Annotated in this window: 23 protein-coding genes; 19 read left to right on the top strand and 4 right to left on the bottom strand. The window is 69.0% G+C overall.

Annotated elements, in window-relative coordinates; translation table 11 throughout:
• Positions 1–122: 122 nt before the first annotated feature.
• From E3O54_RS03700 to guaA, 5 genes are read left to right on the top strand one after another with little or no spacing between them, the layout of a single operon-like run.
• Positions 123–650, top strand: coding sequence for a cation:proton antiporter regulatory subunit (locus E3O54_RS03700; protein ID WP_104100916.1), 528 nt, complete (start codon positions 123–125; stop codon positions 648–650).
• 3 nt (positions 651–653) lie between these two features.
• Positions 654–2,162, top strand: a complete 1,509-nt coding sequence (locus tag E3O54_RS03695) for a cation:proton antiporter (RefSeq protein ID WP_104100915.1) — start codon at positions 654–656, stop codon at positions 2,160–2,162.
• Positions 2,159–2,944 carry an SURF1 family protein gene (locus tag E3O54_RS03690; protein ID WP_134400973.1) on the top strand — a complete coding sequence of 262 codons (786 nt, stop codon included), beginning with the start codon at positions 2,159–2,161 and terminating at the stop codon, positions 2,942–2,944. The genes E3O54_RS03695 and E3O54_RS03690 overlap by 4 nt, the downstream gene beginning before the upstream one ends.
• Before the next feature lie 9 nt (positions 2,945–2,953).
• A complete protein-coding gene (locus E3O54_RS03685) occupies positions 2,954–3,406 on the top strand; it encodes a DUF3817 domain-containing protein (protein WP_104100913.1) in 453 nt (150 codons plus the stop codon).
• The gene (guaA, locus tag E3O54_RS03680; protein ID WP_233191399.1) at positions 3,403–4,995 is read left to right on the top strand and encodes a glutamine-hydrolyzing GMP synthase; all 1,593 of its coding nucleotides are present in this window, start codon (positions 3,403–3,405) and stop codon (positions 4,993–4,995) included. The genes E3O54_RS03685 and guaA overlap by 4 nt, the downstream gene beginning before the upstream one ends.
• 249 nt (positions 4,996–5,244) lie before the next feature.
• On the opposite strand, the gene E3O54_RS03675 is transcribed toward guaA, so the two are convergent.
• Positions 5,245–6,051, bottom strand: coding sequence for a Bax inhibitor-1/YccA family protein (locus E3O54_RS03675; protein WP_134400972.1), 807 nt, complete (start codon positions 6,049–6,051; stop codon positions 5,245–5,247).
• 77 nt (positions 6,052–6,128) lie between these two features.
• On the bottom strand, positions 6,129–6,665 hold the full coding sequence (locus E3O54_RS03670) for a hypothetical protein (RefSeq protein ID WP_134342982.1): 537 nt from the start codon (positions 6,663–6,665) through the stop codon (positions 6,129–6,131).
• A 38-nt stretch (positions 6,666–6,703) separates the two neighbouring features.
• On the opposite strand from E3O54_RS03670, the gene E3O54_RS03665 reads away from it, so the two are divergent.
• The 7 genes from E3O54_RS03665 (at position 6,704) to E3O54_RS03635 (ending at position 14,286) form a co-directional block, all read left to right on the top strand.
• Positions 6,704–7,720, top strand: a complete 1,017-nt coding sequence (locus tag E3O54_RS03665; RefSeq protein ID WP_134375401.1) for a glycerophosphodiester phosphodiesterase family protein — start codon at positions 6,704–6,706, stop codon at positions 7,718–7,720.
• A 59-nt stretch (positions 7,721–7,779) separates the two neighbouring features.
• Positions 7,780–10,236: an ATP-dependent helicase gene (locus E3O54_RS03660; protein WP_104100909.1), complete on the top strand. Its 2,457-nt coding sequence runs from the start codon at positions 7,780–7,782 to the stop codon at positions 10,234–10,236.
• Between the two features lie 73 nt (positions 10,237–10,309).
• A complete protein-coding gene (locus E3O54_RS03655) occupies positions 10,310–11,134 on the top strand; it encodes an FUSC family protein (RefSeq protein ID WP_134400971.1) in 825 nt (274 codons plus the stop codon).
• Between the two features lie 66 nt (positions 11,135–11,200).
• Complete coding sequence (locus tag E3O54_RS03650; protein WP_241976736.1) at positions 11,201–12,616, top strand: ferric reductase-like transmembrane domain-containing protein; 1,416 nt, start codon at positions 11,201–11,203, stop codon at positions 12,614–12,616.
• A complete protein-coding gene (locus E3O54_RS16195; RefSeq protein ID WP_166784698.1) occupies positions 12,613–13,125 on the top strand; it encodes an FMN-binding protein in 513 nt (170 codons plus the stop codon). Before E3O54_RS03650 ends, E3O54_RS16195 begins: the two co-directional genes overlap by 4 nt.
• Positions 13,109–13,921 (top strand): FAD:protein FMN transferase, encoded by an 813-nt coding sequence (locus E3O54_RS03640; protein ID WP_241976735.1) that lies wholly within the window; start codon positions 13,109–13,111, stop codon positions 13,919–13,921. The genes E3O54_RS16195 and E3O54_RS03640 overlap by 17 nt, the downstream gene beginning before the upstream one ends.
• Positions 13,922–14,052: 131 nt before the next feature.
• Complete coding sequence (locus E3O54_RS03635; RefSeq protein WP_134375397.1) at positions 14,053–14,286, top strand: hypothetical protein; 234 nt, start codon at positions 14,053–14,055, stop codon at positions 14,284–14,286.
• A 282-nt stretch (positions 14,287–14,568) separates the two neighbouring features.
• Here E3O54_RS03635 and E3O54_RS03630 read toward each other — a convergent pair whose 3' ends face one another.
• Positions 14,569–14,979, bottom strand: a complete 411-nt coding sequence (locus E3O54_RS03630; protein ID WP_134400970.1) for a DUF3054 domain-containing protein — start codon at positions 14,977–14,979, stop codon at positions 14,569–14,571.
• A 78-nt stretch (positions 14,980–15,057) separates the two neighbouring features.
• The gene (locus E3O54_RS03625; protein ID WP_104171802.1) at positions 15,058–15,768 is read right to left on the bottom strand and encodes a VIT family protein; all 711 of its coding nucleotides are present in this window, start codon (positions 15,766–15,768) and stop codon (positions 15,058–15,060) included.
• A gap of 234 nt (positions 15,769–16,002) precedes the next feature.
• Between E3O54_RS03625 and sucC the strand changes: the two genes are divergently transcribed.
• From sucC to E3O54_RS03590, 7 genes are all read left to right on the top strand, one after another.
• Positions 16,003–17,172: an ADP-forming succinate--CoA ligase subunit beta gene (gene sucC / locus E3O54_RS03620; RefSeq protein WP_104101020.1), complete on the top strand. Its 1,170-nt coding sequence runs from the start codon at positions 16,003–16,005 to the stop codon at positions 17,170–17,172.
• Between the two features lie 13 nt (positions 17,173–17,185).
• A complete protein-coding gene (gene sucD / locus E3O54_RS03615) occupies positions 17,186–18,073 on the top strand; it encodes a succinate--CoA ligase subunit alpha (protein ID WP_104100903.1) in 888 nt (295 codons plus the stop codon).
• A gap of 338 nt (positions 18,074–18,411) precedes the next feature.
• Entirely contained in the window at positions 18,412–19,977 is a 1,566-nt protein-coding gene (locus E3O54_RS03610) for a DUF6350 family protein (protein ID WP_174720182.1), read from the top strand.
• A 9-nt stretch (positions 19,978–19,986) separates the two neighbouring features.
• Entirely contained in the window at positions 19,987–20,580 is a 594-nt protein-coding gene (gene purN / locus E3O54_RS03605; RefSeq protein WP_104100902.1) for a phosphoribosylglycinamide formyltransferase, read from the top strand.
• Positions 20,577–22,253 (top strand): bifunctional phosphoribosylaminoimidazolecarboxamide formyltransferase/IMP cyclohydrolase, encoded by a 1,677-nt coding sequence (gene purH, locus E3O54_RS03600; RefSeq protein WP_134400969.1) that lies wholly within the window; start codon positions 20,577–20,579, stop codon positions 22,251–22,253. The genes purN and purH overlap by 4 nt, the downstream gene beginning before the upstream one ends.
• A 94-nt stretch (positions 22,254–22,347) precedes the next feature.
• Complete coding sequence (locus E3O54_RS03595; RefSeq protein ID WP_134342989.1) at positions 22,348–23,544, top strand: mechanosensitive ion channel family protein; 1,197 nt, start codon at positions 22,348–22,350, stop codon at positions 23,542–23,544.
• Positions 23,545–23,663: 119 nt separating this feature from the next.
• Entirely contained in the window at positions 23,664–24,749 is a 1,086-nt protein-coding gene (locus E3O54_RS03590) for a Glu/Leu/Phe/Val dehydrogenase family protein (protein WP_134400968.1), read from the top strand.
• The last annotated feature ends 48 nt before the right edge of the window (positions 24,750–24,797 follow it).

The raw sequence follows: 24,797 nt of genomic DNA, 5'->3' as shown, positions 1-24,797 counted from the left end.
GGCGCGGCGGCGCGGCGGCGGGCCGCGGGGCCGCGGGGCTGGCGGCGCGACAGCGGGCGGGAGGCACGCAAACTCGCTCCGGTAGACTGGGCTGACTGCCCACAAACCTCAGGAGTTGCACCATGGTTGACGTTCGGCGGGTCAAACTTCCCGGGGTGGGAGTGCTGCACACCTTCATCACGGATGACGGCGGCAAAGTGGGCGTCATCGCCCACCGCTCGGGGCACAGCGACCTCATCACCTTCGCGGACGACGAGGGCGGCCCCGACGCCGCCAAGGTGTCCCTGCGGCTGAACGAAGACGAAGCGCACACACTCGCCGAGCTTCTCGGCGGCACCCAGATCACCGAGTCGCTCACCGCACTCGACCAGATCCCCGGCCTCAGCATCGACTGGTTCACCGTCGACTACGAAGACCACATCGCCGGCCAGGCGCTCGGCAACCCCGCCGACCGCGGCATAGCCGGTCTGACGGTCGTGGCCGTCGTCCGCGGGGAGTCCGCGAACCCGGCGCCCGCCCACGACTTCCGTGTCTTCCCCGGCGACACGCTCGTCGTCGCCGGCTCGCCCGAGAAGGTCGCGAAGGCCTTCGCCTTCTTCCGCACCGGCGAGGTTAAGGCCAAGTCCGTCGACGCGCCGCCCGGGGGCTAGTACATGCAACTCGGCGAAGACCTCATCACTCTTGGCATCCTGCTCGTCGTTGCCTATCTCCTCGGTCGTGCCGGAAAGCTGATCGGGCTGCCGTCCATCCCCATCTACATGATTGTCGGGCTCCTGGCCAGCCCGAACACCGGCTGGTTCCCGCTGGACTTCCAGTCGGCGGACATCGAACTGATCGCCATTTTCGGGCTGATCCTGCTCCTGTTCAGCCTTGGCCTCGAATTCGACCAGGAGGCGTTCTTCGGCGACGCCGGAAAACTCCTGATTTCCGGCGGCTCCTACGTTCTGATCAACATGGGAGTCGGCTTCGCGTTCGGCCTGATGGTCGGCTGGGGCAGCCGGGAGGCCCTTGTGATCGCCGGAATGACCGGCACCTCCTCGAGCGCCATCATCACCAAGCTCCTGATTGAACTGCGCCGGCTTGCCAACAAGGAAACTCCGATGATCCTCGGCGTGACCGTCGTCGGCGACATCTTCATCGCGGTCTACCTGGCGATCGTCTCCGTCGTGCTCAGCGGCAAGACCGAGGCCTGGCCGATCGTGCTGCAACTGAGCATCGCCTTCCTCTTTCTCGTCGTGATGTTCTCGGTGGCCCGCTGGGGCGCTAAAGTCGTCTCCCGGCTGATGCGCACCAAGGACGACGAACTGTTCACCATCCTCTTCTTCGGGCTCGCCGTGCTCTTTGCCGGGATCGGTGAGATCATCGGCGTGACGGATGCGATCGGGGCCTTCCTGATCGGGGTGGTGCTCGGCGCGAGCACGTACCGCGGCCGGATCGAGCGCGTCGCCGTACCCCTGCGCGACGTGTTCGGGGCTTTCTTCTTCCTCAACTTCGGCCTCGCGCTGAACGTGGCCGAATTCGGGTCGGTGATCACCATCGTGTTCGCGGCCGTCGGCATGACCTTCGTGCTCAGCCTGATCTCCGGAATGCTGATGGCGAAACTGCACGGCATGGGCCCGCGGGAGGGACTCAACACCGCGGCCATCTTCGTCAACCGCGGCGAGTTCACGCTGATCCTGGCAACCCTGTCGGTGACCGCTGGTCTCGATCAGCGGCTGCAGCCCTTCGCAGGCCTCTACGTGCTCACGATGGCGATCCTGGGGCCGCTCTTCGCGGCGAACTCCGAGAAGATCGGCGCGGCCCTGCGGCGACGCCGGAAAGCCGTCCCGGCACGGAAACGCGCCCACGACGTGATGCTGGCGGAGGAAATCGCCCTGGTCGAGGCGGCCACCGCCGCCGACACCGGCACGGATGCTCAACGCGCCGCCGACCGTCTCCTCGCCGACCACCGCCAGCGCCCGACCGCCGCGGCACCCGGCGCGGGGTCGGCCATGGCGCCTGCCGACGCGACCGCCGACTCGGAGGCAGATGCCGCCGCGGCCGACGGACCGGCGTCCGCGGCCCCGGACTCCATGCTCGACTTCATCTCCGGCCGGCGCCCGGCCGAAACCGGCCCGGTCGACAAGCCAGCGCGTGACACCGCTTCAGGGGACTACTCATGATCACAACCATGCTCCGGCCGCGCTGGCTGATCGCGCTGCTGCTGGCGCTCGCGATCGCCGCGGCCTTCGCCCTGCTCGGCCGGTGGCAGCTCGAACGCGCCATCGCGTCCGGCGAAGTCGTGGAGCGCAGCACCGAGACCGTGCAGCCGCTCCACGAGGCGGTGTCGCCGGACGGGCCGCCGCGCGAGTCAGCGACCGGCCAGCTGGTCACCGTGGACGGCTCCTTCGTGCCGGGGGACGACGCGCTGATCAGCGAACGCCTCAACGGGGGCGACAGCGGTTTCTGGGTAGTGAGCCGCTTGTCGACGGTGGAAACGGCATCCGTGCCCGTCTCCACCATCGCCGTGGCTCGCGGCTGGGCCGCAACCGAGGAGGAGGCCAGGTCGGCGATCGAGGCGCTCTCGGCGCAGGCCGCCGCGCAGCAGCAGACCGTGACGGGCCGCTTCGTTCCCTCCGAGGCTCCCGTCGTGCCGGACGAGGACAGCGACCCGCGCACCCAGACCACGGTCTCCACCGCCGCGCTGATCAACCGGTGGGCGGACTTCACCGACCAGTCCGTCTACGCCGGCTACATCGTCGACACGGGTGCTGCCGCGAACCTCACCGTGATCGACTCGCCCGTGCCCGGCAACGACGCATCGGTCAACTGGCTGAACATCTTCTACGCCCTCGAGTGGGCAGTCTTCGCCGGCTTCGCGGTGTTCCTCTGGTACCGCCTGGTTCGGGACGACTGGGAGCGTCAGCAGGAGCAGGCCGCCATCGACGCGACGGAGGCCGTCTAGAATTGGCCCATGCCACTTGACCCCAAGCCTGCCGACATCCCCAAAATCCCCGGTGCGCTCCGGCTCTACAAGGTTTCCTCGGTCATCACCGGTGTCTTCCTGCTGCTGCTCTGCGTCGAGGTCTTCCTGAAGTTCGTGCTGCAGCTCGAAATCGAAGTCGGCGGCCCGAACGGGATCATCGCCCTCGTCGCCCGGGACTCGGTGACCGCATTCAACCTGAGCACCGGCATCCTGATCGTGCACGGCTGGCTGTACGTGCTCTACCTGTTCAGTGACTTCCAGCTCTGGAGCCTGATGCGCTGGTCATTCCCCAAGTTTCTGCTGATCGCACTCGGAGGCATCATTCCTACCCTGTCCTTCTTCCTCGAGGTGCGCGTCGCGCGCGAGGTCAACGCCTTCCTGGCGACGCACGCCGACTCGGCTGCCGCTGCCGCTGCCGCTGGGGCCGAGGCCCGCTCGTGAGCGCCGCTGTGAGCGCCTCGACCGGTGCCCGCCCCGTTCTGGTGGTCGACTTCGGTGCCCAGTACGCGCAGCTGATCGCGCGCCGGGTGCGCGAGGCATCCGTCTACTCCGAGATCGTGGCCCATTCGATCACCGCGGCCGAGGTCGCGGAGAAGAACCCGCTCGGCATCGTGCTCAGCGGCGGGCCGTCCAGCGTCTACGCCGAGGGTGCCCCCACCTTCGACCCGGACATCTTCGACCTGGGCATCCCGATCCTGGGCATCTGCTACGGCTTTCAGGTGATGGCCACGACCCTTGGCGGCGAGGTGGCCCGCACTGGCCGGAGCGAGTACGGCGCGACCCCGGTCAGAGTCACCGACAGCGGCAACGCGCTGCTGGCCGGGCAGCCGGCCGAGCAGACGGCGTGGATGAGCCACGGTGACTCCGTGTCGAAAGCCCCCGCCGGCTTCTCGGTGCTCGCGTCCACGAGCTCCACCCCGGTCGCCGCCTTCGCGAACGATACGCGCCGGCTCTACGGCGTGCAGTGGCACCCCGAGGTCAAGCACTCCGAATTCGGCCAGAACGTGCTCGAGAACTTCCTGCACCGCGCCGCCGGCATCCCCGCCGACTGGAACAGCGGCAACGTCATCGCCGAACAGGTGGCCCGCATCCAGGCCCAGGTCGGCACCGGCAAGGTCATCTGCGGGCTTTCCGGCGGAGTCGATTCCGCCGTGGCCGCTGCCCTCGTGCACAAGGCCATCGGCGACCAGCTCGTCTGCGTGTTCGTCGACCACGGCCTGCTCCGCCAGGACGAGCGCCGTCAGGTCGAGGAAGACTTCGTCAAGGCCACCGGCGTGCGTCTGGTCACCGTCGATGTGCGTGAGCGGTTCCTGACCGCGCTGGAGGGCGTCAGCGACCCGGAGACCAAGCGCAAGATCATCGGTCGTGAGTTCATCCGCACCTTCGAGCAGGCTCAGGCCGAATTGATCAAGGAAGCGGCGGCAACGAATGAAGACCCGATCCGCTTCCTCGTGCAGGGCACCCTGTACCCGGACGTCGTCGAGTCCGGCGGCGGCAGCGGCACCGCCAACATCAAGAGCCACCACAACGTCGGGGGCCTGCCGGAAGACCTGCAGTTCGAATTGATCGAACCGCTGCGCACCCTGTTCAAAGACGAAGTGCGCGCGATCGGCGCCGAGCTGGGACTGCCGGCCGAGATCGTGCAGCGCCAGCCGTTCCCCGGACCCGGCCTCGGCATCCGCATCGTGGGCTCGATCACCCAGGACCGGCTCGACCTGCTTCGCCACGCGGATGCGATCGTGCGCGCCGAGCTGAGCGCCGCGGGCCTCGACCGTGAGATCTGGCAGTGCCCGGTGGTGCTGCTCGCCGACGTGCGGTCCGTGGGCGTGCAGGGTGACGGCCGCACCTACGGGCACCCGATCGTGTTGCGCCCGGTGTCGTCGGAAGACGCCATGACGGCCGACTGGACCCGCCTGCCGTACGACCTGCTGGCGCGGATCTCGAACCGGATCACGAACGAGGTGGACGGGGTGAACCGCGTCGTGCTCGACGTCACGTCCAAGCCGCCGGGGACCATCGAATGGGAGTAGGGGAATACTCCCGGTTGTGACGCGGGGAGTGAGCGTGTCGCTCCTCAGCTCAAACAATGGGCGGCGGATGCCGGACCCTCCGCTTCGCTCCGGGGCCGGCATCCGCCGCCCATAACGCGACACCCCGCGACACGCCCTCTCCCCGCCTCGCGATCGCTGAGGGACAAGCAACTTTGGGGGTGAGGACGCAGAAAGGGCCACCCCGATGGGGCGGCCCTTTCTGCGTGCGGTCGTGCGGCGGGGTGGGTACTACTCGCGGGCGATGGCGAAGATGCGGAGCATCTCGACGTAGAGCCAGACGACGGTGAGCATGATGCCGAAGGCGCCGGTCCAGCCGTACTTGCGGGGGATTCGGTTGTTGACGCCGCGCTGGATGAAGTCGAAGTCGAGCACCAGCGAGTACGCGGCCATGATCACGGCGAGGACGCCGATCAGGAGGCCGATCGGGATGCCGAAGATCTCGGCGCTGCGAAGACCGAACGCGTTGTCGGTCGCGCCGAAGACCATCATGCCGAAGTTGATCAGCGAGAACACGCCGTAGCCGATCATGGCGATCATGAAGACCTTGGTGGCCTTCTTGGAGGCGCGGATCTTGCCGCTGGCGAAGAGGGCCAGCGTGACGCCGACGACGACGAGTGTGGCGAGCACGGCCTGGGTGACGACACCCGGGTAGAGCTGCTCGAAGACGATCGAGATGCCACCGACGAAGAGGCCCTGGGCCGCGGCGTACGCGAGGATCAGGGGCGGCGACGGCTCCTTTTTGAACGCGTTGACCAGTCCGAGGACCAGACCCGCGATCGCGCCGACGATGAGCGGCAGCATCGTCACCGGGGTGACCAGCCAGCCGATGGCTGCGGTCACCAGCAGCAAGGCGAAGCTGAGCACCGTCTTGCGGATGGTGTCGTCGTAGCTCATCCGGTCGGTGTCCTGTGAACCGGCGGAGGGAGCGTTGAACATGCCCTGCAGGTCGCTGTCGGAGAGCACCTTGCCACCTGCAGTGGCGCCAGGAGCGCCGAACGCGGCGTTTCGGGAGAATGCGGGGTTGGAAGATGCCATGGTTGCCGAAGCTCACAATCAAGTGGGTAGGTAGCGGAGCCAACACCGGTAAGTGCTGGACAGTTCCTAGATTCTATTCAGATCTGCTGGGGATCCGCCGTATTCAGGTTTGCGACTCGCGGTGACCGGGGGCGGCGCCCCGCCGACCAGCCGGCCAGCCACCAGGCGAGCCAGGAGGAGGCCGCCGTGGTGATGAAACCGATTAGATAACCGACCCAGTTCTGGTCGTAATTGTTCAGCGCGTCCTTGAGCAGGAAACTCATCGTGATCGACGGGATCAGGGCCAGGTAGCTCAACCACGGGCGGTGCCGCACGAGCAGCCAGCAGGCCAGAAGCACGGCGAAGACACCGTTGAAATCGGCTCCGCCCAGCAGCAGGATGCTGCACAGCAGGGCCGGAACCAGAACCGTGAGCCGCCGCCACAGGGCCCCCGGCAGAATCAGCCAGCCCAGCACGTGCAGGGGCGGGCCGATGGCCAGGAAGAACAGGCTGTAGGTACTGGTGAAGTTCGTGGCAAGCACCCCGAGCACGACCAGCGTCAGTCCGGTCGCGTAGCGGGCGCGGTAGCTGCCCCACCGGTGCAGGCGGGTCGGTGGAACGGTCCAGGGTGTCATCGCCTCGATTCTGGCAGTTGCACGCGTAGGGTTGGCAAATGCAGCCGATTGTGATCGGTCACCGCGGGGCGAGCGGTTACCGACCAGAGCACACCCGTTCCGCCTACGAACTGGCCGTCGCTCTCGGCGCGGACGCGGTCGAGCCTGACATCGTCGCCACCCGCGACGGTGTACTGGTGGTGCGCCACGAGAACGAGATCGGGGCGACGACGAATGTCGCAGCGCACCCCGAGTTCGCCGGCCGCCGGGCGACCAAGGTGATCGACGGCATCCGGCTCACCGGCTGGTTCACCGAGGACTTCACCTGGGCCGAGCTGCGCACCCTGCGCGCCCGGGAGCGCCTGCCCGAGGTGCGGAAGGCAAGCGCCACCTTCGACGACCGGTTCCCCCTGCTGCGCCTGCGGGACGTGTTCAAGCTGATGGACCGGCTGTCCGGACGGGTGCGCCGGCCCATCGGCGTCGTCGCCGAGCTCAAGCACGCCACCTACTTCGAGTCGATCGGGCTTCCGCTCGACGAGCTGTTCGCCGCCGAGGTCAACGACGCCGGTTGGAACGCCGGCGACGGCCGCCTCACCATCGAGAGCTTCGAGCGCAGCCTCCTCGACAAGGTCTACGCGCGCGGCATCTACGGCAAGCGTGTCTTCCTGCTCGAGGCGCGCGGCAAACCCGCCGACGAGGTCGCGCTGCTCGGGCCGAAAGCGCCCCACTACGCCGACTACCTCTCCGACACCGGGCTCTACGGGCTGAGCGGCACGGTCGACGGGATCAGCGTGCCCAAATCCCTCATCCTGGCCACGGATGCCGATGGTCACGTCTCCGGCGCCTCCGACCTGGTCGACGCCGCGCACGCCGCGGACCTGGAGATCTACTGCTGGACGCTGCGCCCGGAGAACCGGTACCTTGCGAAGACGTTCCGCCGTGGGCGGCTGCGGGCCGACTTCGGAAACTGGCAGGCCGAGTTCCGCACCATCCTCGGCACCGGGATCGACGGGGTCTTCGCCGACCACCCCGACCTGGCGGTGCTCGTGCGGGACGAGCTGGCCGCGGAGGACTGACCGGGGCGCTGCCCCGCACCGGGGCGGTGTCAGACGCAGCACCTAGAATTGGGAGCGATATGACGACCCTCTTCGACCCGGACCACACGCCCGCCCGCCAGGTCCCCTCCGCGGTGCCCATCATCCTGGACGGAGCGGCTCCGCGGGACCGAGAGAGTCCACTGCTCGAAGGGCTCAACCCCCAGCAACGCGAGGCCGTGCTGTACCGCGGACCGGCGCTGCTGATCATCGCGGGCGCCGGATCCGGGAAGACCAGCGTGCTCACCCGCCGCATCGCCAGTCTGCTGGAGAGCCGCGAGGCCTGGCCGAGCCAGATCCTCGCCATCACCTTCACCAACAAGGCCGCGGCGGAGATGCGGGAGCGGGTGCGGGCGATCCTCGGCCAGGGGGCCGACGGCATGTGGATCAGCACCTTCCATTCCTCCTGCGTGCGCATCCTGCGCCGCGAAGCGGAAAGCGCGGGCCTCTCCGCCACGTTCAGCATCTACGACTCGGCCGACACCAAGGTCACGCTCAAGCGCATCATCAAGGCCCTCGACGCCGATACGCTCGGCTTCACGCCCGGTAATGCGTCAGCGAAGATCTCCAAGCTCAAGAACGAGCTCGCGGACGCCGACTCCTACGCCCGCAACGCGAACATGAGCGACCCGCAGGAGGTCATGTTCGTCGAGATCTTCCGGCAGTACACCCATCGGCTGCGCGCGGCCAACGCCCTCGACTTCGACGACCTGATCGGCGAGACGGTCTACCTGTTCCGCGCGTTCCCGAAGGTCGCGGCCCTCTATCGGCGCCGGTTCCGCCACATCCTGGTCGACGAATACCAGGACACCAACCACGCGCAGTACTCGCTGGTGCGCGAGCTGACCCGTCCCGTCGAGCCCGACCTGGCCGAGGAGATGGAGGCGACCGGTGTGCACGTGCGCAACCTGCGCGACGCCTCCGGCGGCATCCCGGGAGCCTCGCTCACCGTGGTCGGCGACTCCGACCAGTCGATCTACGCCTTCCGAGGCGCGGACACCCGCAACATCAGCGAGTTCGAGCGCGACTTTCCGGGCACCAGGGTGATCCTGCTCGAGCAGAATTACCGCTCGACCCAGAACATCCTCTCGGCCGCCAACGCGGTGATCGGCCACAACTTCGACCGCACAGACAAGAAACTGTGGAGCGCGGGCGGCGACGGCGAGAAGATCGTGGGCTACACGGCCTATTCCGGTCACGACGAGGCCCAGTTCGTCTCGGACGAGATCGAGGTGCTGCACCGCGCCGGCATGGCCTACCGCGACATGGCCGTGTTCTACCGCACCAACGCGCAGACCCGTGCGCTTGAAGAAATCCTGGTGCGCTCCGCGGTGCCCTACCGGGTCGTCGGCGGCACCAAGTTCTACGAGCGGGCTGAGATCAAGGATGCGCTGGCATACCTGATCGCCGTCGCGAACCCGAACGACGAACTGGCGCTGCGTCGCATCCTGAACACCCCCAAGCGCGGAATCGGCCCGGCCACCGAGACGGCGCTGGCGAGCTTCGCGGAGGCGAACCAGATCAGCTTCCGGCAGTCGATGCGCGACTGCGCATCGCTGGGCCTCGGCCCCAAGGTGACCGGGGCCATCCTGAAGCTGGCAACCTTGCTCGACGAGGCGGCGCTGAAGCTCGACCCGGAGAACCCGGCCGGCACGGCGAACGTGTCCGAGCTGCTTACGTTCCTGCTCGATGGCAGCGGACTGCTCAGCCTGCTGCGAGGCAGCCGCGACCCGCAAGACGAGGCGCGCGCCGAGAACATCGAGGAACTCGTCGCCCAGACCAAGGACTTCAACAAGGAGAACCCCGACTCGGGACTGGTCGACTTCCTCACCCAGGTGTCCCTGGTCGCCGCCGCCGACGACCTCGACGACGCCTCCGGAACGGTGTCCCTGATGACCCTGCACACGGCGAAGGGACTCGAATACGAGGCCGTGTTCCTGACCGGCGTGGAGGAGGGCCTGCTGCCGCACCAGATGTCGGCCAACGAGCCCGGCGGGCCCGCCGAGGAGCGGCGCCTGTTCTACGTGGGCATCACCCGAGCCCGCCAGAGGCTCTACCTCTCCCTGGCGATGACCCGGGCCCAGTTCGGCGACATTAACGTGGCCATGCCCAGTCGCTACCTGCAGGAGATCCCCGTCGACCTGATCGACTGGAAGCAGTCCCCGGGCATGGCGAACTCCCGCGGCGGTACCCAGCCCCGGGCGCTGAACGCGAGACGCGACGGGTTCGGCGGCGGGTTCGCGGGGCGCGGTGACCCGCAGGCGCTGCCGCCCGCGCCGAAGAAGAAGACCGAATGGGCCAGCCGGGTGCCGAGCCAGGTGCGCGACAACGGTGACCTCACCCTGATGCAGGGCGACCGCATCCGTCACGTCGATTTCGGCGACGGCCGCGTCAACCAGGTCACCGGTGACGGCACCAAGCGCATCGCGCACGTCCAGTTCGACACGGCGGGCGCAAAGAAGCTTCTGATCAAGATCGCGCCGATCGAGAAGCTCTAGTGGCGGAGCCGCGTGCCGCGGGTCCCGGCGCGCCGCGGCCTTCCTGCTGGTCAGCGTCGCCGCCGGGCTCGTGATGAGCGTGGCCGAGGCAACCCTGCCGGCCCTGGTGCTCGGGCTCCTGCTCGTGATCACGGCGGGGATCCTGCTGGCATCGACGTATGGCTTGTTCCCCGGCACGCCGATCTTCTTCGTCTTCGCCTACCTGGTCTGTGCGCAGGTGCCCGCGCCGGTCGACGAGATGCTGCCGCGCCTGTTGGTGGCAGTGACGAGCGCCGCGCTGGCCTGGCTGCTCACCATGTCCGGCTGGGCGTTTCGGCGCCTGGTCGGAGACCGCTCCGGCGACCTGTTCAAGGAGCTGCCGCGCACGCCGCTGCTGCGACCGGCCGCGTTCCGCGACGTCCAGGTGTGGCTCACCATCCTGCAGCACCAGGTCGGCGTGCTGCTGGCCGGCGGGCTCGCCCTCTTCGTGAGCATCGGGCACCCCTACCGGGCAGTGGTGAGCGTGGTCGCCGTGCTCCCGCCGCCCCGTGCCGCGCACTCCATCTCCCGGGCGGTGCACCGCATCATCGGTACCGCGCTCGGAGTGGCGGTGACCGCCCTCGTGCTGCTGCCCGGGCCATCCGTCTGGGTGCTGATCGCGGTGATCGCGATCGGCCAGTTCGGCGCGGAAATCCTGATCGGCAGGCACTACGGCGCCGCCCTGCTGTTCGTCACGCCATTGGCGCTGACCGTGGCTCACCTGGCCGACCCGGTCGCCGTGCCGACGCTGCTGGTCGACCGGGTGGTGGAAACCGCGCTCGGCGGCGTGGTCGCGGTGCTGATCGTGCGCGCGGCGCGCGGCCCCGCCCGGCAGCATTCGCGTCGGCTCGGTGGAAAGCGTCCACCCCTGAACGCTTAGGAACTGCACAGGTTGCTCCCAGCTTTTCGATAGCCCGTCGATTGGTACGCTCGCGAGGCTCTTCGCATGAGCATCGACACCCGCACCACCCCGCCGCGTCGGCGCACTGCTCCCGCGCCGCGAGTGCGCCCCGAATACCGGCAACGGATGCGGCTGGCTGACACCCTGCAGGTTCTCTGTACCGTCTCCGTCGCCCTCGTCATCGCCCTGTTCCTGGCCGATGGCGGCGCTGCCCGCTTCGCCACCCCCGCAGACGTGCTCACCTTCCTCGGCGTGCTGGCCGGACTGATCGGCACAGACCTGCTCCTGATCATGATGCTGCTGGCCGCACGGTTGCCCGCCATCGACCGGGCCTTCGGCCACGACGGTGCGATGGCCCTGCACCAGTCGCTCGGTAAGCCGGCGCTCTCCCTGATCCTCGCGCACGCCGGGCTTTTGATCGTGGGCTACGCGCTGGCCGGCGAGATCAGCGTCGTCGCCGAGGTGTGGCGCATGCTGACCGTGCTGCCGGACATGCTCCTGGCCGTCATCGGCCTCGGACTCCTGGTGCTGGTGGTCGTCAGCTCGATCGTGATCGTTCGGCACCGCCTGCCGTACGAGGTGTGGCACATCGTGCACCTGCTCTCCTACGTGGCCGTGCTGGCGTCGCTGCCGCACCAGCTCACCGTCGGGGCCCTCCTGGTCGCCGGCTCGCCGCAGTGGTTTTACTGGCTGGCCCTGTACGTGGGGGTGGCCGGCTCGATCCTCGTCTTCCGGGTCATCCTGCCGGTCGTCCGCTCGCTGAGGGCCCGGCTGCGGGTGGAGGGCGTCGACCGGGTCGCCGACGGCGTCGTCTCGATCCGTGTGTCCGGCCACCGCCTGGCCCGGCTTCAGGCCGACGCCGGGCAGTTCTTCATCTGGCGGTTCTGGACTCCCGGGCTCTGGTGGCAGGCGCATCCGTTCTCCCTCTCGGCCGCGCCCACCGGCAACTCCCTGCGCATCACGGTGCGCTCCCTTGGCGACGCCTCTGCCGCGCTCGGCGGCCTGCGCCGGGGCACCCGGGTGAGCGTCGAGGGCCCATACGGACTGTTCACCGACCGGGCCAGAACGTCACCGCGGATCGTGCTCGTGGCCGCCGGTATCGGCGTCGCCCCGATCCGCTCCCTGTTGGAGACGGCGAGTTTCCTGCCCGGGCAGGCCACGGTCATCCTGCGCTCCCACACGCTCGCAGACAGCTACCTGGCCGACGAACTCGCCGAGTTGTGCCGGGCGCGGGGTGCGGAGTTCCGCGTCATCGTGGGGAAGCGGCCGCCGGGTGTGGGGAGTTGGCTGCCCGCCGACGCGGTGGCGGGCCCGGTGAACCTGCTGACCCTGGTGCCGCGGCTGCGTGACGCGGACGTGTATGTCTGTGGTCCACGGCGGTGGACTGATGAGGTCGTGCGGGATGCCCGCTCGGCCGGCCTTCCCCCGCGACAGATTCATTTCGAAAGGTTTGACTGGTGAGAATTCGAGCAGCGGCTGCGGCCGCCCTGGCTTCCGTTTCCGTTCTGTCGGTGGGTTGGCTCGTCGGAGCCCCCGCCGTGCAATCCCTGCAGGCCACGCTGACGACGACCCTGACGAGGCCGCCGTCCAACGAAACGACGGGCGTGTCCTCGACGGGTGGTGGCACGGGCGGTGCGACGACCACGATCGACGCGTCGGCACCTGTCGCCGAGGCGCTCGCGCCCACCAGCGTCACCGGCACGTTCGAGGGCTCAGCCGTGCAGACCCGGTTCGGCCCGATGCAGGTGTCGGTGACCATCGACAACGGCACGATCACCATGGTCACCCCGCTGCAGCTGACCAATGACGACCGGAAGTCGGTCCAGATCAGCAACCGGGCGGCCCCGATCCTGCGGGAAGAGGTGCTCGCCGCGCAGTCCGCCGACGTGGCGAACGTCAGCGGCGCGACGTACACGACCCAGGGGTACCTCCGTTCGCTCCAGGCAGCCCTCGATGCCGCACAGTTCTAGCGCGGTGGCCGGTCACACGGCGATCACGGCCCTGAGCATGGGGACCGTCATCAGCATCCGTCTCGGTGACGGCGCCGCCCCGCACGACGACGCCCGCCTGGCTGCTGCCCGGAACGCGGTCGTGGAGGTGTTCCGAGGCTGGAACGAACGCTTCAGCCTCCACCGGGAGGGGTCGGAGCTCAGCCGCGTCAACCGCGGCGAGCTGCGGCTCACCCAGGCCGGGCCCGAACTCCGCAACTGCTACGCGCTCGCCCTGGCGTGGCGGGGCCGCACCGACGGGGTCTTCACCCCGCACCGCGCCGACGGCGCCATCGACCTGTCCGGCATCGTCAAGAGCCTCGCGATCGCGGAGGCCGGAGACCTGCTGAACCGAATCGGAGCCCGGGACTGGTCGCTCAACGCAGGCGGGGACATCCTCGTCGGCGGTGACCGGGCGTCCGGCCTCGGCTGGTCGGCCGGGATCGTCGACCCTCTAGACCGAGGAACCCTGCTCGCCACGGTGCCGCTGACCCTGCCGGTGCGGGCCGTGGCCACCTCGGGCAGCGCGGAGCGCGGCGACCACATCTGGACCACCGTCGACGGCGGGGTGTCGCCCTACCGCCAGGTCACCGTCTTCGCCCGGGACATCGTGACCGCGGATGTGCTGGCCACGGCCATCGTCGCCGGCGGGCAGGCGGCACTGGACCGCAGCACGGAGGCTTTCCCGATCGATGTGCTGGCGGTGCTGCGCGACGGTTCGCTGCTGGCCACGCCGGGCCTGCGGGCAGCGTCGGGCCTGCGGGCAGCGTCGGCCTGACCGGGCTCGCGGGCGCGGGGCCTGTCGCCCTGCCTGGATGCCCTTCCTTGTCGCTTGCGGCTCGGGAGCGTAGCGTTGCCGCCGCGGGGATGCCCGAACGGGGCGGCTCCCATCAAACTGGAGGTGTCATCATGGCGAGCGACCCGGAGGGACTCTGGCCGCGGCGAGCGGATGCGACGAGCGACGGACTCGACGAAGACCGCGAGATCGATGACATCGAACTGACCCTCGACAAGGATGTGCCGCTCGCCGAGCACGGAGATGCGGTGTGGATGATCGACGCCGACCAGCGCCCGGTTGAGCTTGACGACGAGGACGACGACCGGGGAACCGAGGAGCCCGGCGAGCCCGGACCCCGGGAGTAGCCGGCCTCGTCAAACCGATTGGTTCTGTCGCTCTCGGAAGATCAGAGCCGACCGCATCGCGTGGCGCCGTTCACCCCCGGAGGAGCGCCGTGCCCGCGGCGAACCAATTCGACGGAGATTCTCCTGAAAAACGGCTTTTCGAGGGTAATAAGGGCCGTTTCTGGCAAAATCTCCGTCGAATTCGTTCAGGCCGGAGACGCTGAAGCGCCGCGTACTCGAGAGACTCGCCGAGCCGTGAGTTCGGCTCCTCAACCCTGTGGCCCGTGGGGAGAGGAGCTCTGCTCACCGTTCGGCGAGCGTACGTGCGACGGCGCGGGTGCGAGCCTGCCGGTGGCGGAGGAGCACCGCGAGCCCGCGCCAGCCGAGCAGGAACACCCCGAGCACGACGGTCGCCACGACGACGAAGCTGAATTCCGTTCCCTGCCCGCTCACGGTGCGCAGCAGCATCCCGACGCCGACGGCGAAGAGCCAGATTCCGGTGCCTGTCCAGACGATCTTTTGCGGGCTGCGCCAGGCGCGCATGATGAGCCAGCCCACGAGGAGACCGCCAAGGAAGGGCAGCCCGGTGATCAGGGTGCCGAGAATATCCTCTTGGTGGCTGGCCCGGCCGATCAGCACGAAGACCAGCACCAGGGCGGCGTCGAGTCCCGCCGCGAGGAGGAGACTGGACCGACTGCTCTGCTGGATTGCCATGCTTCCAGCCTACGGGGGCCCGGAGGGTCAGACCGCGTTGCCGATCCGGCCGCGGTGCCGATCAGACCGCGTTGCCGATCAGACCGCGGTGCCGAGCAGGGAGCCGATCGCCCAGGTGACTCCGAGCGCGAGCAGGCCGCCAACGAGCACCCGGGAGATCGCGCGGGCTTTCGGACTGCCGCCGAGGTAGGAGCTCAGCCAGCCGGTGATGACCAGGGCGATCGCGACGGCGAGAAAAGTGGCCGGCAGGCGCCACTCCGGCGGCGGCAGCAGCACCGCCAGCAGCGGCAGGCTCGCGCCGACCGTAAACGCGATGGCGGAGGCGTAGGCGGCGTGCCACGGGTTCGACAGCTCGTCGGCGCCGATGTGGAGTTCCACCTCGAGGTGCGCGGCGAGGGCGTCGTGCGCGGTCAGCTCGAGGGCCACCTGCTTCGACGTCCGGGGGGTGAGCCCCTTTGCCTGGTAAAGGTCGGCCAGTTCGGCGAGCTCCTGCTCGGGCATGTTCTCGAGTTCCCAGGTCTCCTTGGCGATCAGGGCGCGCTCGGTGTCGCGCTGGCTGCTCACCGAGACGTACTCGCCCAGGGCCATCGAGATCGCGCCGGCGAGCAGGGCGGCGACACCCGCGATCAGGATCGCCGAGGCATCCGTGGTCGCCGCCGCGACGCCGACCACCAGGGCCGCAACCGACACGATGCCGTCGTTGGCTCCGAGCACGCCGGCCCGCAGCCAGTTCAGGCGCGAGGCATGGTCGGCGGAGTGGGGATCGACGCCGTGTTCGGGTTCAGTCATGACTGAATCCAAGCAGGCGGATGCGTGCCGCGCCAGCAAGGACTGGCTTGCCTCACGGCGGCAACTTCACGGCGACCGACGTGCGGCGCACGGCGTGTTCGCGATGTCGGCGGGGACCGATAGAGTTTCAAATGGTACGTATGTCTTGATGTCGAGCTATCTGCGGCGCGGGCATCCGTGCCCTTGCCCCTCAAGACCTTGCAGGAACGCTACGACGCGGATTGGAAGAGCAGCGTGGATCTTTACGAATATCAGGCACGAGACCTGTTTGAACAGTATGGAGTCCCGGTTCTGCCGGGCATCATCGCGGACACTCCGGAGGAGGTGCGTACCGCGGCCGAGAAGTTGGGCGGCGTTGTTGTCGTCAAGGCCCAGGTCAAGGTCGGCGGCCGCGGCAAAGCCGGCGGCGTGAAGGTGGCGAAGACCCCCGACGACGCTGAAGCCGCCGGGCGCGCCATCCTCGGACTCGACATCAAGGGCCACACCGTCAACCGGGTCATGGTGGCCGGCGGAGCCCGTATTGCGCAGGAGTTCTACTTCTCCGTGCTGCTGGACCGCACCAACCGCTCCTACCTCTCGCTCGCGAGCTACGAGGGTGGCGTGGAGATCGAGGTTCTCGCTGTCGAGAAGCCCGAAGCGCTCGCCTACACGGCCATCGACCCGATTGCCGGGATCGACCTGAACACGGCCCGTCAGATCGCGGTCGACGCGAAGTTCCCGGCCGACCTCGTCGACAAGGTCGCACCCGTCTTCGTGCAGCTCTACAACGTATTCACCGGTGAAGACGCGACCCTGGTCGAGGTCAACCCGCTCGTGCTGACCGAAGAGGGCGACGTCATCGCCCTCGACGGCAAGGTCACGATCGACGAAAACGCCGGCTTCCGCCACCCGAGGCACGCCCTCCTCGAGGATGCGGCCGCTGCCGACCCGCTCGAGGCGAAGGCCAAGGAGAACGACCTCAACTACGTCAAGCTCGACGGCGAAGTGGGCATCATCGGCAACGGCGCCGGACTCGTGATGAGCACCCTGGACGTCGTCGCCTACGCCGGCGAAAACCACGGCGGCGTCAAGCCTGCCAACTTCCTCGATATCGGGGGCGGAGCATCCGCCGAGGTCATGGCCGCCGGTCTCGACGTCATCCTCGGTGACCCGCAGGTCAAGGCCGTGTTCGTCAACGTCTTCGGCGGCATCACCGCCTGTGACGCTGTGGCCAAGGGCATCGTGGGCGCGCTCGCCGAACTGGGCAGCGCCGCCAACAAGCCGCTCGTTGTGCGCCTCGACGGCAACAACGTCGAGGAAGGCCGTCGCATCCTCACCGAGGCCAACCACCCGCTCGTCACACTGGCCGCCACCATGGACGAGGGTGCCGCCAAGGCCGCCGAACTCGCCCACGCCGCGAAGTAAAGGATTTTCGAACATGTCAATCTTCCTCAACAAGGACTCCAAGGTCATCGTGCAGGGCATCACCGGCGGTGAGGGCACCAAGCACACCGCCCTCATGCTGAGGGCCGGCACCCAGGTCGTCGGCGGCGTGAATGCTCGCAAGGCCGGCACCACCGTCGTGCACGGCAGCGTTGAGCTGCCCGTGTTCGGCACGGTTGCCGAGGCGATCGAAAAGACGGGCGCGGATGTCTCCATCGCGTTCGTGCCGCCGGCCTTCACCAAGGACGCCGTCATCGAAGCCATCGACGCCGGCATCCCGCTGCTCGTCATCATCACCGAGGGTGTGCCCGTGCAGGACTCGGCCGAGTTCTGGGCCTACAACAACGCCAAGGGCAACAAGACCCGCATCATCGGTCCGAACTGCCCCGGCATCATCACCCCCGGTGAGGCGCTCGTGGGCATCACGCCGGCGAACATCACCGGCAAGGGCCCGGTCGGCCTCGTCTCCAAGTCGGGCACCCTGACCTACCAGATGATGTACGAACTGCGCGACCTAGGCTTCTCCACCGCCATCGGCATCGGCGGCGATCCCATCATCGGCACAACGCACATCGACGCGCTCGAGGCGTTCGAGGCTGACCCCGAGACGCTCGCCATCGTCATGATCGGAGAGATCGGCGGCGACGCCGAGGAGAAGGCGGCAGAGTACATCAAGGCCCACGTCACCAAGCCCGTTGTCGGCTACGTAGCCGGCTTCACCGCCCCCGAGGGCAAGACCATGGGCCACGCCGGCGCCATCGTCTCCAACGGGGCCGGAACCGCCCAGGGCAAGAAGGAGGCCCTCGAGGCCGCCGGGGTCAAGGTCGGCAAGACGCCGAGCGCGACCGCCACCCTGCTGCGTGAGGTTCTCGCGGCGCTGTAACCGGCATCGCTGCACAAGCACCGAACGACAGGGCCCGCCTCACCAGGCGGGCCCTGTCGCGTTGTCGGCCGCGGCCGGCGAGCCTGCCTGCCGTGCCTCTGCCTGCCGCCTGCCGTGCCTGTGCCTGCCGCCTGCCGTGCCTGTGCCTGCCGCCTGCCGTGCCTCTGCCGCCCTGCCTCTGCCGTGCCCGGGGCCCGAACGAATTCGACGGAGATTTTGGTCAGAACCGGACCGAAATATCTGTTCCAGCCTGGATCGAGCAAAATCTCCGTCGAATTCGTCACCGCGCGGCGGGGGGCAGGGGAGCCGGGGCGGCGGAAACGGTAGGCTCCGATCGGATGAAACGCTTAACGACCGCCCTGCTTGCCGCGCTCGACGCGCTCATTGTCGTAGCCATCGGGGTCGGCATCGCGCTCGTTCCGCTCACGGTTCTGTGGGCCACGCAGTTCGACATGGCCGTCAACTGGCTTGTGTTCTGGCGTGCCGCGGTCGACGTCTGGCTCGTCGGCAACGGCGTCGACCTGGTCGTCCAACTCGACCCGACTCTCGTCGCCGCCCTGAACCTGCCCGGCTCGGACGCCGCGTTCCCGATCACGATCGCACTGCTGGGCTTCGCGCTGATGGCCGTGCTCTTCGGCTTGCGCACCGGCCGCCGAGCGGCGGAAACCCCCTACCGCTGGGTCGGGGTGACGGGCGCCATCGCCGGCTACGCTCTGCTGACCGCTCTGCTCGTGCTGTCGGCCGGCACGGATGCCGTGCGCCCCCAGACGGTACAGGGTCTGGTTCTGCCTCCGCTCATCTTCGCCACCGGCGTTCTGATCGGCGCCGGCCAGGGTCAGCTGGGCCGCCTGATCGGCAGCATCCCCGGCCTGCCCGGCCGCCTCCCGGGAGTCGTCCGGGGCGCGGGCCGCGGCGCAACCGGCAGCAGTGCCGACAGCGCCGGCAACGTCGCCAGCGTCAGCGGTTCCGGTGCCGGCAGCAGCGCCGGCAAGAGCGTCCACGGCCTCAATGGCACCAGCAGCACCAGCAACACCAGCAGCACCAGCAGCAACACCAGCAGCACGGGTGCCGCAGCCGGCCTGCTCCCGGTCGCGGTGCGCGCGGGCGCAGCCGCGGCGCTGCGGAGCGGAACGGCCGCGGCCGCCGGTATCCTCTGCGTCTCCGGGATCACCGTTTTCGTGCTGATCCTAACCAGCTACGCCACCATCATCGGACTCTACGAGACCGTGCAGGCCGGCGTCCTGGGCGGCATCGCGCTCACACTCCTGCAGCTTTCGCTGATCCCGAACCTGGTCATCTGGGCCGCGGCCTGGTTTGCCGGACCCGGCATCGCGGTGGGCGTGGGCACCAGCGTGTCCCCGGTCGGCACCTCGCTCGGCACCGTACCGGGCCTGCCGATCCTTGGCGTGCTGCCGCAGGGCAGCCTGGCGTTCGGGTTTGTCGGCCTGCTCGTGCCGCTGCTGGTCGGTTTCCTCGCCGCCGTCATCCTGAGGCAGCGGGCGACCGCGGATGTCCCTCCTTCCATCTCGGAACGGCTCCTCACGGGCCTCGGCACCGGGTTCGTCGCCGGTGTGCTTCTCGGGCTGCTGGCCTGGTGGTCGGGCGGAGCTCTCGGCCCGGGCCGTCTTGTCGAGGTCGGCCCGAACCCGCTGCTGGTCGGGGCGTTGGTCGCGCTCGAGGTCGGCATCGCGGCCTGCCTCGGTCTCCTGACTCCCGCGCCCACGGTCGGCGAGAACGGCTCCGGGCGCGGTGCGACGGGCGAAATGCCGGGAACGAAGCCGGGCACGAAGCCGGGAACGAAGCCGGGCACGAAGCCGGCAACCGCTTCACGTGCGGCGCGCAGTGGGGATACCGGGGTCGGTCGTCTCCTCGGCCGGCTGCGCGACGCGCTCCCTCGCCGGTAGGCTTCTCCCGTGCTGAACTTGGTCGTACTGATCTCCGGCGGGGGATCCAACCTTCGCTCCCTGCTCGAGGCCTGCCGCGACGCCGAATACCCGGCCCGCGTGGTGGCCATCGGCTCCGACCGGGACGCCGACGGGCTCGTGCTCGGCGAGGAATACGGCATCTCCACGTTCACGGTGCCGTACACGTCGCATCCGTCCCGGGAGGCCTGGGGCGACGAGCTCCTCGCGCAGATCCAGCAGTGGGACGCCGACCTCATCGTGCTCAGCGGCTTCATGCGCCTGCTGCCGCCCCGGGTGGTGGCGGCGCTGACCCCGAACCTGCTCAACACGCATCCGGCCTACCTGCCCGAATTCCCCGGGACGCACGGGGTGCGTGACGCGCTCGCCGCCGGGGTCGCCGAAAGCGGCGCCAGCCTGATCGTGGTTGACACCGGCGTCGACGACGGACCGATCATCGCGCAGGAACGGGTGCCGGTGCTGCACGGTGACACCCAGGCATCCCTGCACGACCGCATCAAAATCGTCGAGCGTCGCCTGCTGGTGCAGGCCGTGCTCGATATCGCCAACGGACACGTCGATCTCAAGGAGCATCCCCACATATGAGCGGTCCCACTAACGCCCCGAGCCTGTACCGCCACCGCGACGTCGTGCCCGTGCAGCGCGCCCTCATCTCGGTGAGCGACAAGACGGGTCTGGTCGAACTGGCCGCAGCTCTCGCGGCGACCGGCGTCGAAATCGTATCGACCGGTTCAACGGCCGCCTTCATCCGCGCCGCCGGCCACGACGTGACGGATGTCTCCGCCGTCACCGGCTTCCCCGAATCCCTCGACGGCCGGGTCAAGACCCTGCACCCGGGAGTGCACGCCGGTATCCTCGCCGACCTGCGCCTCGAGGCGCACGAGGCGCAGCTCGCCGACCTCGGCATCGCCGCATTCCAGCTCGTCGTCGTGAACCTGTACCCGTTTGTCGAGACCGCCCTGTCGAGTGCGGTCCCGGCCGACGTGATCGAGCAGATCGACATCGGCGGCCCGGCCCTCGTGCGCGCCGCGGCCAAGAACCACGCCAACGTCGCCATCGTCGTGGACCCCGACAACTACGACGAGATCATCGCAGCCGTCGAGGCCGGCGGCACCCCGCTGACGCTGCGCCAGAAGCTGGCCTCGCTCGCCTTCGAGCACACCGCCGGCTACGACCTGAGCGTCTCCGCCTGGTTCACGGAGAACGTCTACGACCAGTGGCAGGACGACGCAGCGGCCCTCGACGAGGAGATCCTCGAGGAGTTCGACGCCGTGATCGGCGACGCCCTCTCCGAGGAGATGCCGTTTCCCGAGACCCTTGTCATCGAGGCCACCCGCAGTGCGGTGCTCCGCTACGGCGAGAACTCGCACCAGGCCGCGGCCCTCTACCTCGGTGAGGGCGGACAGGGCATCGCGCAGGCCGTGCAGCGCCACGGCAAGGAGATGTCGTACAACAACTACGTCGACGCGGATGCCGCCGTGCGCGCCGCCTACGACTTCGTCGCACCGGCCGTCGCCATCATCAAGCACGCCAACCCCTGCGGCATCGCCGTCGCCAACCCCAAGGCGCCCGACGCGATCGCCTCCGCGCACCACCGCGCGCACGACTGCGACCCGATCTCCGCGTTCGGCGGCGTCATCGCGGCCAACCGCACAGTCACCCTCGGCATGGCCGAGACCGTCAGTCAGATCTTCACCGAGGTGCTCGTCGCCCCGGGTTTCGAGCCGGCCGCGTTCGAGCTGCTCAGCGCCAAGAAGAACATCCGCCTGCTCGAGCTTCCGGTTGACTACCACCGATCCTCGCTCGAACTGCGCCAGATCTCTGGCGGCCTGCTCGTGCAGGAGTCCGACACGTTCGACGACCTCGACTCGTCGACCTGGGCCCTCGCGGCCGGCGACGAGGTCGACGCGGCCACCCGGGCGGACCTCGAGTTTGCGTGGAAGGCCTGCCGCTCCGTGAAGTCGAACGCCATCCTGCTGGCGCGCGGCGGGGCATCCGTGGGCGTCGGAATGGGCCAGGTCAACCGGGTCGACTCCTGCCACCTCGCGGTGCTGCGGGCCGGCGACCGGGCGGCCGGCTCGGTCGCGGCCTCGGACGCGTTCTTTCCGTTCGCGGACGGCCTGCAGGTGTTGCTCGACGCGGGCGTCACCGCTGTTGTGCAGCCCGGCGGCTCCGTGCGCGACGCCGAGGTCATCCAGGCGGCCGCGGATGCCGGCGTCAGCATGTACTTCACCGGGGAGCGCCACTTCTTCCACTAGGCGTTCATCGGGGCAGCCCCGGTGCGGCCACGGAATCTGGCACGATTGAAGGAACCGTGGCTTCGCCAGACCCGTCCCGGCAGGAAGGAACGCCGTGCCAGACCTCGAGGGATTCATCCAGACCGGCTACCTCGTCGCCCTGGCGGTCGCGGTCGTGGCCGCGGTGGCGATCACGGCGATCGTCGCCCTGGTCTTCCGGGTGGTGGGCCGGAAGGAAGCCTGGGCGCGCACGCTGGTCGGCCTGGTCAGGGTGCCGTTCCGGTTGACGCTGCTGGTGGGCGCGATCTGGACCGTTAACACGCTGTTCCTGCAGACCTCCGAGGGGATCGAACGACTGGTCGACTTCTTCTTCCGGGCCCTCTTCATCGCCGCGTCCACCTGGCTGGTCTGCGCGCTGCTCTACTTCTTCGAGGAGGTGGCGGCCGCCCGCTACCGCATCGACGTGCGCGACAACCGCGTCGCGAGAAGGGTGCGTACCCAGCTGCGGATGCTGCGGCGCATCGGCGTCGTCGTGATCGTCATCTGCGCGATCGGGGCAGTGCTGCTCAGCATCCCCGGCGCCGCGACCCTGGGCGCGAGCCTGTTCGCCTCAGCCGGTCTGCTCAGCGTCGTGGCCGGCCTGGCCGCGCAGTCCACTCTCGCGAACGTGTTCGCCGGCATCCAGCTGGCCTTCAACAACGCCCTGCGGGTCGACGACGTGGTCATCGTCGAGACCGAGTGGGGCAAGATCGAGGAGATCACCCTCACCTACGTGGTCGTGCACATCTGGGACGACCGCCGCATGGTGCTGCCGTCGACCTACTTCACCACCAACCCGTTCCAGAACTGGACCCGGCACAACAGCGAGTTGCTCGGCGCGGTCGAGTTCGACCTCGACTGGCGTGTCGACCCAGCCGGCATGCGCGTGGAACTCGACCGCATCGTCGCGCAGACCGAGCTCTGGGACGGCCGCGTGGTCGTACTCCAGGTGACGGATGCCGTGGGCGGCTTCGTGCGCGTGCGCGTGCTGGTCTCCGCCGCCGACGCTCCCACCCTGTTCGACCTCCGCTGCCTCGTGCGCGAGAACCTGATCGACTGGCTCAACACGCACAACCCCGAGGCACTGCCGGTGGGACGGATGGAACTGCGGCGTGAACCCCCGCGTGCGGAGGTTCCCGCGCGCGCCGCGCCGTCGGCCCACCCCGTCACCGCGCCCATCGGGCTGTTCTCCGGCGACGAGAACGCCAAGGCGCGGGCGGCCGAGTTCACCGCGACCATCCCCGTGCAGGAGGGTCCGGCCGAGAAGCGCTGACGCGCCGCCGGTCACGACGCGCAGTCGGGGAGTCGCGCGGCTATTCTGGTGCAGTCGACGCGTCACGATCGCGGCGGCACAGCCAGCCCACAAGGCCGACCAGCGAGGAGAACCACCCCATGACGCTCACGCACCCCACCACCTCGCTGGATGCCCTGATCGGCCTCCCATTCACGCACGAGCGCGTGTTGATCACCACCGGCATCCGTTCGGGCCTCGTGATCACCGTGGCCGTGCACTCCACCCGGCTCGGCCAGGCCCTCGGCGGCGCCCGCCTGTGGCAGTACGAGAACTGGACGGATGCCGTCGCCGACGCCCTGCGCCTGTCCGCGGCCATGACGCTGAAGAACGCGGCCGCCGGGCTGAACCTGGGCGGCGGCAAGTCCGTGATCCACGTGCCGCTCGGCACCGAGTTGAGCGAGGCGGAGCGGCGTGACGTCATGCTCGACCTCGGCGACGCCATCGAAAGTCTGGACGGCGCGTACATGACGGCCGAGGACGTCGGCACGAACGCCGAGTCGATGGCCATCGTGAAGGAACGCACCGACCACGTCTGCGGTCTCCCGGCCGCCAGCGGGGGCGTGGGCGAACCGGCCGACGCGACCGCGGCCGGCGTCTACGCCAGCGTGCTCGCCACCCTCGACGCCCTGTTCGGCAGCCGCGAGGTGTCCGGCCGGCACATCGTCATCTCCGGCCTCGGCCAGGTCGGCGGCCGCCTTGCCGGCGAGCTCGCCGCCGCCGGGGCACGCCTCACGGTCAGCGACGTCAACCTGGGCAAGCAGCAGGTCGCCGCCAGCCTCGGCGCGACCTGGGTCCCCGTCGACGAGGTGCACCACGTGCCGGCCGACCTGTTCGTGCCCTGCGGGCTCGGCGGGGTGCTCACCGCCCGGGTGATCGGTGAACTCAATGTGCTCGGGGTGGTCGGGGCCGCCAACAACCAGCTCGCCCAGCCGGAGGGTGCCGCCCAGCTGGACGCGCGGGGCATCCTCTGGGCACCCGACTTCGTTGTGAACGCCGGCGGCGTCATCTACCTGGCCCTGGCCTCGGAGCCGAACGCCGACCGGGCCGTCGTGACCGAGCGGGTCGCCGCGATCGGCGATGTCGTCGCGCAGATCTTCACGGATGCCCGCGAGCAAGGCATCACAACGCTCGCCGCCGCCGAGCGCCTCGCTGCCGCGCGGCTGGACGCCGCCCGCCCGCGGTAGCCGCCCCGGGCGGCTCCCCGGTCGCCTCGCCGGCGCTGCGCGCGTGCT

The organism is Cryobacterium sp. TMT2-4 (assembly GCF_004402575.1).
GTDB classification, from domain to species: domain Bacteria; phylum Actinomycetota; class Actinomycetes; order Actinomycetales; family Microbacteriaceae; genus Cryobacterium; species Cryobacterium sandaracinum.
The sequence above is the reverse complement of the archived record's forward strand: the minus strand, read 5'-3'. Positions and strand labels throughout refer to the sequence as shown.

Bases quoted from the DNA above. Each gene is read 5' to 3' on its own strand.
- E3O54_RS03655 (WP_134400971.1), top strand. From the start codon at position 10,310: ATGAGCGTGGCCGAGGCAACCCTGCCGGCCCTGGTGCTCGGGCTCCTG.
- purH (WP_134400969.1), top strand. From the start codon at position 20,577: ATGAGCGGTCCCACTAACGCCCCGAGCCTGTACCGCCACCGCGACGTC.
- E3O54_RS03695 (WP_104100915.1), top strand. From the start codon at position 654: ATGCAACTCGGCGAAGACCTCATCACTCTTGGCATCCTGCTCGTCGTT.
- E3O54_RS03660 (WP_104100909.1), top strand. From the start codon at position 7,780: ATGACGACCCTCTTCGACCCGGACCACACGCCCGCCCGCCAGGTCCCC.
- E3O54_RS03685 (WP_104100913.1), top strand. From the start codon at position 2,954: ATGCCACTTGACCCCAAGCCTGCCGACATCCCCAAAATCCCCGGTGCG.
- E3O54_RS03650 (WP_241976736.1), top strand. From the start codon at position 11,201: ATGAGCATCGACACCCGCACCACCCCGCCGCGTCGGCGCACTGCTCCC.
- E3O54_RS03690 (WP_134400973.1), top strand. From the start codon at position 2,159: ATGATCACAACCATGCTCCGGCCGCGCTGGCTGATCGCGCTGCTGCTG.
- sucD (WP_104100903.1), top strand. From the start codon at position 17,186: ATGTCAATCTTCCTCAACAAGGACTCCAAGGTCATCGTGCAGGGCATC.
- E3O54_RS03610 (WP_174720182.1), top strand. From the start codon at position 18,412: ATGAAACGCTTAACGACCGCCCTGCTTGCCGCGCTCGACGCGCTCATT.
- E3O54_RS03640 (WP_241976735.1), top strand. From the start codon at position 13,109: ATGCCGCACAGTTCTAGCGCGGTGGCCGGTCACACGGCGATCACGGCC.
- E3O54_RS03625 (WP_104171802.1), bottom strand. From the start codon at position 15,768: ATGACTGAACCCGAACACGGCGTCGATCCCCACTCCGCCGACCATGCC.
- E3O54_RS03700 (WP_104100916.1), top strand. From the start codon at position 123: ATGGTTGACGTTCGGCGGGTCAAACTTCCCGGGGTGGGAGTGCTGCAC.
- E3O54_RS03675 (WP_134400972.1), bottom strand. From the start codon at position 6,051: ATGGCATCTTCCAACCCCGCATTCTCCCGAAACGCCGCGTTCGGCGCT.
- E3O54_RS03590 (WP_134400968.1), top strand. From the start codon at position 23,664: ATGACGCTCACGCACCCCACCACCTCGCTGGATGCCCTGATCGGCCTC.
- E3O54_RS03670 (WP_134342982.1), bottom strand. From the start codon at position 6,665: ATGACACCCTGGACCGTTCCACCGACCCGCCTGCACCGGTGGGGCAGC.
- E3O54_RS03665 (WP_134375401.1), top strand. From the start codon at position 6,704: ATGCAGCCGATTGTGATCGGTCACCGCGGGGCGAGCGGTTACCGACCA.
- E3O54_RS03635 (WP_134375397.1), top strand. From the start codon at position 14,053: ATGGCGAGCGACCCGGAGGGACTCTGGCCGCGGCGAGCGGATGCGACG.
- E3O54_RS03630 (WP_134400970.1), bottom strand. From the start codon at position 14,979: ATGGCAATCCAGCAGAGCAGTCGGTCCAGTCTCCTCCTCGCGGCGGGA.